An 8,107-nucleotide genomic window follows, 5' to 3' on the forward strand; every position below is an offset into this window, starting at 1 on the left:
GTTGGACGGAAGCTGCAGCGACAGCTGCGAGAGGTCGTCGGCCGAGGCGCCCGACTTCCCGAAAAGCCCCTTGCCGTAGCGGAAAGCGGGCCCGAGGAGCGGGGCGAGGCCGCCGCCCGCGGCCCCGATCAGCAGATCGGACGGGCTGGTCGGCTGGCACTGAACCGTGTTGACGGCGTACGTGTAGCCCGCTCCGATGGCGGCGTCCGTCACCGCCGCCACCGCCAGGGCCCGCCCCCCGGAAAGACCGAGCGAGGTGGCGAGGCCCATCCCCGCGGGAGCGAGGAACCCGGCGCCCGCGCCGATCACGGCGCCCTTGGCGGTGGCTCCCGCGAAGTCCCCCCAGTCGAAGTCGTCCTGATGCGTCAGGGCGTAGACCCCGCCGCCGATGACACCGCCGATGGCACCGCCGATGCACCACGGGCACGCCCCGGACGGGTCGGCGAGGTTCGACGGGTCGTTGTTGACGTACGCGTAGGAGGACTTGCTGGAGTTGTCCAGGGCCGCCGGGACGGGGTCCTGCGTCGTGAAGCGGCTCTGTTCGGTGTCGTAGGAGCGGGCGCGCAGCAGGAGCCGGTCCGGCAGGTACTGGTCCTTGTACTGGCCCGTGTACCCGAAGATGCTGGTCTGGCCCCCGCTGACGGTCGCCTTGCCCGTGGACTCGCCCCAGGGGCCGTAGGCGTAGCGGTAGTTGTCCTTGCCCGCCGAGTCGAAGACCGTGCTGATGGAGTTCTGGCGGTCCTGGGTGAAGTGGAAGGTGCCCTTCGTGCGGTCCATGGACCGCGCCGTGCCGTCGGGGTCGTAGCGGTAGTCCGCCATCAGCGCACCGGCGCTGTCGGTGTCGGTGGCCAGCTGCGGCAGCGGGTTGTTGATGTCCCAGCGGGAGGTGCGGGCGAGCTTGCTGTTCTTCTGGCTGACCGTACGGTTGCCGTCCGCGTCGTACAGGAACGCGTAGGCGTCGGAGCCGACCTTGGCCGTCTTGACCCGGCCCAGCGGATCGTAGGTGTAGGTGTCGGCGCCGTCCTTGGTCTGGTTGCCGTCCGCGTCGTAGCCGAACCCGGTGGTCGTCGCCCCCTTCTTCGCGGAGCTGAGCCGGTCGGCCTCGTCGTGCTCGTACGTCGTCGTGGTGCCCGACGCCTTCGCGGACGTGAGGTTGCCGACCTTGTCGTACGTGTACGTCTCTCCGCCGGCGCCGGGCAGGCAGGACGCGGTGCCCGTGTCGGTGCAGGCCCGCTTCATCCGGCCCGCGCTGTCGTACGCGTACCGCGAGGGCTTGCCGCCCTTGGGGGTGTCCGTGATGATCCGGCCCGCGTCGTCGTACGCGAAGGAGTTGCCGCCCGACGGGGTCGTCAGGGAGGCCAGGCGGCCCACCCGGTCGTAGGAACGGCTCTCCGTGCGTGCCGTCGTCGTCGGCAGCGTCACCGAGGTGAGGTTGCCCGCCTCGTCGTACTGGTAGCCGGTGTCCTTGCCGTCGGTCCGCTGGGTCTTGACCCGGCCGGTGTCGTCGTAGGTGTAAGAGATCGCCCGGCCGTCCGGATAGGTGCGGGACTTGAGGGTGTCGTCCGTGTTCCACCGGTAGGTGAAGGGCTTGGCGACGCCCGGCGACGTGATCGTCTCGACCTTGTCGTCGTTGTCGTACGTGAGCGTGCGGGTGCCGGTGGCGTCCTTGACCGTGAGGGGACGGCCCGCGTCGTCGTAGGTGTACGACTGCGTCGGCGTGCCGTCGGAGTAGGTGACCTTGGTCGGCAGGAGCCGGGCGTCCACCGTCGTGGTGATGGTCTGGCGGCGCGCGTTGGTGACGGTGGTGCGGTTGCCCTCGGCGTCGTAGGTGTAGCCGACGGTCTCGCCCCGTGGGTTGGTGACCGACGTCATCCGGCCTTCGGCGTCGTAGCCGTACTTCGTGACGTGGGAGTTCGCGTCCTTGCTGGTCTCCAGGAAGCCGGCCTTGCCGTAGGCCGGGTCCGTGGTGCCGCCGTCGGGGTGGGTGACGAGGTCGACGCGGTTCAGCGCGTCGTAGGCGTAGACCGTCGGTTTGTTGCCGGGCTCGGCCACCGCGGTGACGTTGCCGACCGCGTCGTGCTCCGCTGTCGCCTTGTGCCCCAGCGGGTCGGTGACCGTCGTGGCGTGGCCCGCCGCGTCGTAGCCGTACGTCCAGGTGTACTCGGCGGGATCGGCGCCGGTGGCGTTGCCGCGCGGGTCGACCGACGTGGCGAGGCGGCTGTCCCCGTCGTAGGTGTAGGTGGTGCGTTCCTTGGCCGGGGAGACCTCGGCGGTCAGGTTGCCGTCGTCGTCGTACTCGTACCGGGTCACGTGGTTCGACCACGTCTTCGAGGACTCCAGGCGGCCCTCGTCGTCGTAGGCCAGCGTGGTGCCGTGGCCGAGGCCGTCGACCGTGTTGGTGACGGAGCCGTTGTCGTCGTACTTCACCGAGCGGGTGTGGCCGAGCGGGTCGGTCGTCGACAGCGGGCGGTCGTCGGCGTCCCAGGTGAAGGCGCTCGTCCTGCCCTGGGGGTCGGTGACGGACGTGCGGTTGCCGACCTTGTCGTAGCCGAACTTCCAGGTGTGGTCGGCCTGCTGTGCGCCCTCGGTGTTGCCGCGCGCGGTCACCATCCGCGACTGGCGTCCGGCCTTGTCGTACTGGTACGAGGTGGTGCCGCCGGTGCGGTCGGTGACCGACGCGACGCGGCCCGCCTTGTCGTAGCCGATGATCCGCTTCTTCCCCACGGGGTCGGTGACCTCCGTCGGGCGGCCCGCGTCGTCGTACGCGTACGTCGTGACGCGCTTGGCGGCGTCGGTGCGGGTGAAGAGGCGTCCGGCCGGGTCGTAGTCGTACGCCGTGACGTTGCCGCGCGCGTCCGTGACGGTCTTGAGGCGGTCGGCCGTGTCATAGGTGTAGGCGGTGGTGTACTTGGCCGGGTCCGCGCCGGTCTCGTTGCCCCGCGGGTCGACGGCCGTCTTCAGGCGTCCGGACGCGTCGTACGTGAAGGTGCTCCTGCCGCCCTCGGGCCTGGTGACGGACGTCAGGTTGCCGTCGTCGTCGTGGCCGAAGCGAGTGGTCTTGCCGAGTGCGGACGTGGCCGTCTCGACGAGGCCCGTCGTGGCGTCGTAGCCGTAGGTCACTGGTTTGGTCAGTGGTCCGTCGACCGAGGTCAGCTGGTTCTTCGCGTTGTACCCGAAGACCGTCTTATTCGACTCCCCGTCCGTGTGCGACTCGACGTTGCCGGCCTTGTCGTACGACCACGTCTCGTCGGAGGCTCCGGAGGAGCGGCGCTTCAGGCGGCCCGTGGTGTCGAAGTCCCACTGCGTCTCGCGGACCTCGGCGTCCACCGCGCTGGTGCGGTTGAAGTGCTGGTCGTAGCGGTAGTAGCTCTTGTTTCCGAGCGGGTCGAGCTGGGTGAACAGGACGTTCTTGTAGTAGATGTCCGTCCAGACGCCGCCGTCCGGCGCCGTCATGTCGGCCTGGTCGAACTCGCCGTTCCCGCGGTACGCGAAGCGGGTCTCCTGCTGGGCCCCGTCGGTCTGGGACGTCACCCGCCCCTTGTCGTCGTACACGTTCCGCGTGACGACCTTGCCGTCGGCCCCGGTGACCTCGTCCAGGAAGCCGCCCGAGTCGTAGCCGTACTTCTCGGTGGCGCCGTCGAGGGCCTTCACCGCGGTGAGCCGGCCGCCGGTGTAGTCGTAGTCGATCAGGCGTCCGTCGGCCAGCGTCAGCCGGTCGAGACGGTCACCGGAGTAGGAGAGCGTGGCCGCACGCCCGGCAGCGTCCGTGATCTTCGTTGGTCTGGCGCCGGTGTACTCCAGCGTCAGACCGCGTGCGGTCCGGTCCTTCAGCGCGGAGAGGCGGCCCTCGGAGGTGAAGGAGTAGACCCGGTGGTCGGCCGTCGTCAGCCGGTAGCCGCTGCCGTCGGCGGACAGCGTGGAACGGGCCTGCCCGGGGGTCGCGTACGCTCCGCCGCTCTTCTTGGTGTAGGTGTGGCGGGCGCCTCCTTCACCGATGAGGACCACATCACCGTCGGACCGCACGGAGAGCCGGGTCTCCCAGGGGAGCTGCCAGCCCTTGCCGAGCGCTCCGGTGTCGGCGTTGTCCGAGGAGTAGACGCGGCCCACGGTCAACGGCACGCCCGGCGCCGGCACGCGGGCGTCGGTGAAGGACTCGGTGAACGCGCCCGTCGCGGTGTTCACCGGGTCCGCACGCATCACGGTCGTCCCCGCCGAGCCGCTGGCGTCGCCGCACAGCGCGGCGCAGGCAGCGCCTTCCGGCAGGGCCGGGACCATGTAGAAGAGGTTGTACGAGCCGCACGACTCGTTGTCCGTGGGGTCGTCGGCCACGGTCGTGCAGACGTAGACGAAGTACGACGGGCTGGAGGTGTCGCACACCGTGGTCGGCAGCGTGATGGACGCGTTCACCACGGGGAACGTCCGGCCCGTGTTGAGCGTCGGCGCCTGCACGGTCTGCCCGAAGTCCAGGACCTTGTCCGGTGTGCCCGCGCAGTAGTCCTCGACCTTCCAGCGCACCTTGACGGGGTGCACCTCGTCGTCCGCGCCCCCGGTCTGCCAGATCGCCGCCGACACCTGGAGCGGTTCGCCCGGCACCGCGGCGCCGATGTGGTTGCCCAGAGCCATCAGCCAGCCGCCCTGCTGGGCTGCGGTGTTCCCGAACGGGTCCACGGTGTACTGGTAGAGCGATCCGCTGGAGTACGAAGGCGCGGCCGCGTCGGCCTTCGCCCGGGCGGCCGACCGCGACGCCCGCTGACCGTGTGCCCCCGGCTTCGCCGCTCGCTGATTGCGCTCGAACAGCGCCATCTGGCGGGCGGTCGCGGGGCGGCTCTTCGTCGTCGGCAACCCGTGCGACTTCGCGCCCTCGCCACGGACCGTGGTCTGCGCGCGCCGCTCCGCGGGCGTCATGGGCTTCTGCACCGCGGCAGGCGCGGGCATGCGTCCCGTGCTGCCGACCGGTCGGACGGCGGGCCCGCCGTCGTCGGCCGACACCTTCCCCAGCCATCCGCCGCCCGCCACCACAGACAGCACGAGCACGACCATCAGCGCACGCAAGCGCGCAGACGCTATCGCCAGCACGACCCTGTTCCCCCCGAATACCCGCACAACCGTGGCCAGTTGTGTACAGAACGTGAGGAACTTTGATGCAGGGGCCATCAAATAGCAAGGGCGAAAAGGGGGTTTTGACACACCCCGCGCCGATACGCCCGGCAGTCTTTACTGATCCGCAACAAGGGACACACCGGTCACGGATCGGAGACGCGGACGGGACCTCAGCCCACCGACCCCGGCTTCGGCAGGGGCTTGCCGTACCAGAGCTCGATCAGACGGGCCGCAATCGAGATGCCGTAGGGAGGCAGGACCTCCCCGGACTCGAATGCGGCCCGCAGGTCTTCCCGGGAGAACCAGCGCGCCTCGTGGATCTCCTCGCCGTCCACGTCGATCTCCGAGGAGATCGCCTCGGCCATGAAGCCGAGCATCAGGCTGGAGGGGAAGGGCCAGGGCTGGCTCGCGACGTACTCCACGTCGCCCACCATCACGCCCGCCTCCTCGAACACCTCGCGCCGCACCGACTGCTCGATGGACTCGCCCGGCTCGACGAAACCGGCCAGGGTCGAGAAGCGGCCCTCGGGCCAGTGCACCTGGCGGCCGAGCAGGATGCGGTCCTCGCTGTCCCTGACCGCCATGATCACGGCCGGGTCCGTGCGCGGGTAGTGCTCGGCGCCGCAGGCCTGGCAGCGGCGGATGTGGCCCGCCGCCGCGATGACGGTGCGCTCGCCGCAGCGCGAGCAGAAGCGGTGCAGGCGCTGCCAGTTCTCCAGGGCCACGGCGTGCACCATCAGGCCCGCGTCGCGCGGGGAGAGCAGCAGCCCCGCCTCCCGCAGCCCGGCGGGGCGCGCCGACTGGTCCATGCGGCCCGGCAGGGCGTCCTTCTGGAGCGCGAAGTAGCTGACGCCGTCGTCGTCGGTGCCCAGGAAGTAGCGGTGCTCCTCGGTGAGCGGCGCCTCGAAGGACGGGGTCATCACCAGTTCGGTGCGGCCCTCGGGCGTCTCGTCGATGAGCACCTGACCGCCGCAGACCACGAAGACCCGGGTCGTCGGGTGGCTCCAGGCTGCCGCGAGCCACGCCTCGTCCATGCGGTGGTGGGCCGCCCGGTCGATGCCACTCGGCGCGGTCAGCGAGATCGGACGGTCGGCGGTGTGGTCGGTCCAGGTGGTCACAGGTGCTTCCAACTCCCCCGAAGGAATGGGTGGCTCGGCAGGGCGGGCGGCGGTGTGCCCGGCGGTCCGTGGGTCAGTGTGCATCGCGCCAGTTCCGGGCGAGGTCGCCCCACAGGTAGGCGGTCGTCTCCACACCCTTGAGGAGGAGGTCGATCTCGACCTTCTCGTTCGGCGCGTGCCAGCCGTCGGAGGGCACCGAGATGCCCAGGAACAGCACGGGTGCGGCGAGAACGTCCTGGAGGTCCGCCGCGGGCCCCGAGCCGCCCTCCCGCGTGAAGCGGATCGGCTGCTCGAAGGCGCGGCCCATGGCGCGGACCACCGACTGCAGGGCCGGGTGGTCCAGCGGCGTCAGGCACGGGCGCGTGCCCGCGCTGAAGGTGACGGTGTGCCGGATGCCGGCGGGGACGGTGGCCGCCGCCCACGCGCGCACGGCCTCCTCGACGCGGTCCAGACGCTGTCCGGCGACCAGGCGGAAGGAGAGCTTCACCACGGCGGACGACGGGATGATCGTCTTGCTGCCTGCTCCTTGGTACCCGCCGCCGATGCCGTTGACCTCGGCGGTCGGGCGGGCCCAGATGCGCTCCAGGGTGGTGTAACCGGCCTCGCCGCGCGTGCCGTGGGACTTGGCCGTGCGCAGCCAGCGCTTCTCGTCGAAGGGCAGCTCGGCGAAGAGCTCGCGCTCGCGGTCGGTCAGCTCGACGACGCCCTCGTGGAAACCGGGGATCGCCACGCGCCCGTGCTCGTCGTGCAGGGCCGCGACCAGGCGGGCGGCCTCGGTGGCGGGGTTCGGCACGGCGCCGCCGAAGGAACCGGAGTGGATGTCCTGGTCGGGGCCGTGCAGCCGGATCTCGCACTCGGCGAGGCCGCGCATGCCGGTGCAGACGGTCGGGGTGTCCTCCGACCACATGCCGGTGTCGGAGACGATCACCACGTCGGCGGCGATGCGGTCCTTGTGGGTCTCGATGAGCTCACGGAAGTGCGGGGACCCCGATTCCTCCTCGCCCTCGACGAGGAGCTTCAGGTGCACGGCGGGGGCGGAGCGCCCGGTGGCCGCGAGGTGGGCGCGGACGCCGAGGGTGTGGAAGAAGACCTGGCCCTTGTCGTCGGCCGCGCCCCGGGCGTAGAGGCGGTTTCCCTGGACGACGGGCTCGAAGGGGTCGGTGTGCCAGCCGTCCTCGCGGGCCGCGGGCTGGACGTCGTGGTGGCCGTAGACGAGGACGGTGGGGGCCCCGGGGTCCTCCGACGGCCACTCGGCGAAGACGGCGGGCGCCCCGGCCGTCTCCCATACCTCCGTGACCGGGAAACCGGTCTCCTTGAGCCGGCCTGCGAGCCACTCGGCGCTGCGGCACACGTCACCGGCGTGCTCGGGCTGGGCCGACACGGACGGGATGCGCAGCCACTCGGCGAGCTCGTCGAGGAAGGCGGCGCGGTGGTTCTCGATGTACGTACGGACGGCGCTGTCCGGGGTCTCGCTCATGGCCACGAGCCTATCCGCCATCCGGGGTGGGTCCGTCCGGCGGTTCGGCGCCGGAGTGCTCGGCAGGCACAGCAAGCGGAATTGGGTGTTCCGTGGGGGCGGCCGGCTCTCCGAGCAGCAGACGTTCGAGGTCGGCGCGGTCCGGGAGGTTCCTCGGGCGGGCGGTCTCGCCGCTGCGTACGTACAGGAACGCGGCCGTCACCGACTCCGGGGGGACACCCTGCTGCTCGGCCCAGGCCAGGCGGTAGACCGCGAGCTGGAGGGGGTCGGCGCTGCGGGTCCGGCTGGTCTTCCAGTCGACGATCTCGTACGTCGCGTCGTCCCCGTCGCCTTCCTTGTAGACGGCGTCGATGCGCCCCCGGATCACGCGGTCCGCGATGACGAACTGGAAGGGGACCTCGACGCGGTAGGG

The 8,107-nt window shown here is 70.9% G+C and carries 4 protein-coding genes; all 4 read right to left on the reverse strand.

Annotated features, from left to right (window positions below; all coding sequences use genetic code 11):
- A partial coding sequence (locus tag RIF68_RS18965; protein ID WP_309052469.1) for a DUF6531 domain-containing protein occupies window positions 1-5,028 on the reverse strand: 5,028 nt, incomplete at its 3' end.
- A gap of 242 nt (window positions 5,029-5,270) precedes the next feature.
- Window positions 5,271-6,218, reverse strand: a complete 948-nt coding sequence (gene nudC, locus RIF68_RS18970) for an NAD(+) diphosphatase (protein WP_062782405.1) — start codon at window positions 6,216-6,218, stop codon at window positions 5,271-5,273.
- A gap of 73 nt (window positions 6,219-6,291) precedes the next feature.
- Window positions 6,292-7,695, reverse strand: a complete 1,404-nt coding sequence (locus RIF68_RS18975; protein ID WP_309052470.1) for a dipeptidase — start codon at window positions 7,693-7,695, stop codon at window positions 6,292-6,294.
- Window positions 7,696-7,705: 10 nt separating this feature from the next.
- The coding region (locus tag RIF68_RS18980; protein ID WP_309052471.1) for a PD-(D/E)XK nuclease family protein at window positions 7,706-8,107 on the reverse strand (402 nt) is incomplete at its 5' end.

It is taken from the genome of Streptomyces sp. (genome assembly GCF_031178505.1).
GTDB classification, from domain to species: domain Bacteria; phylum Actinomycetota; class Actinomycetes; order Streptomycetales; family Streptomycetaceae; genus Streptomyces; species Streptomyces gulbargensis.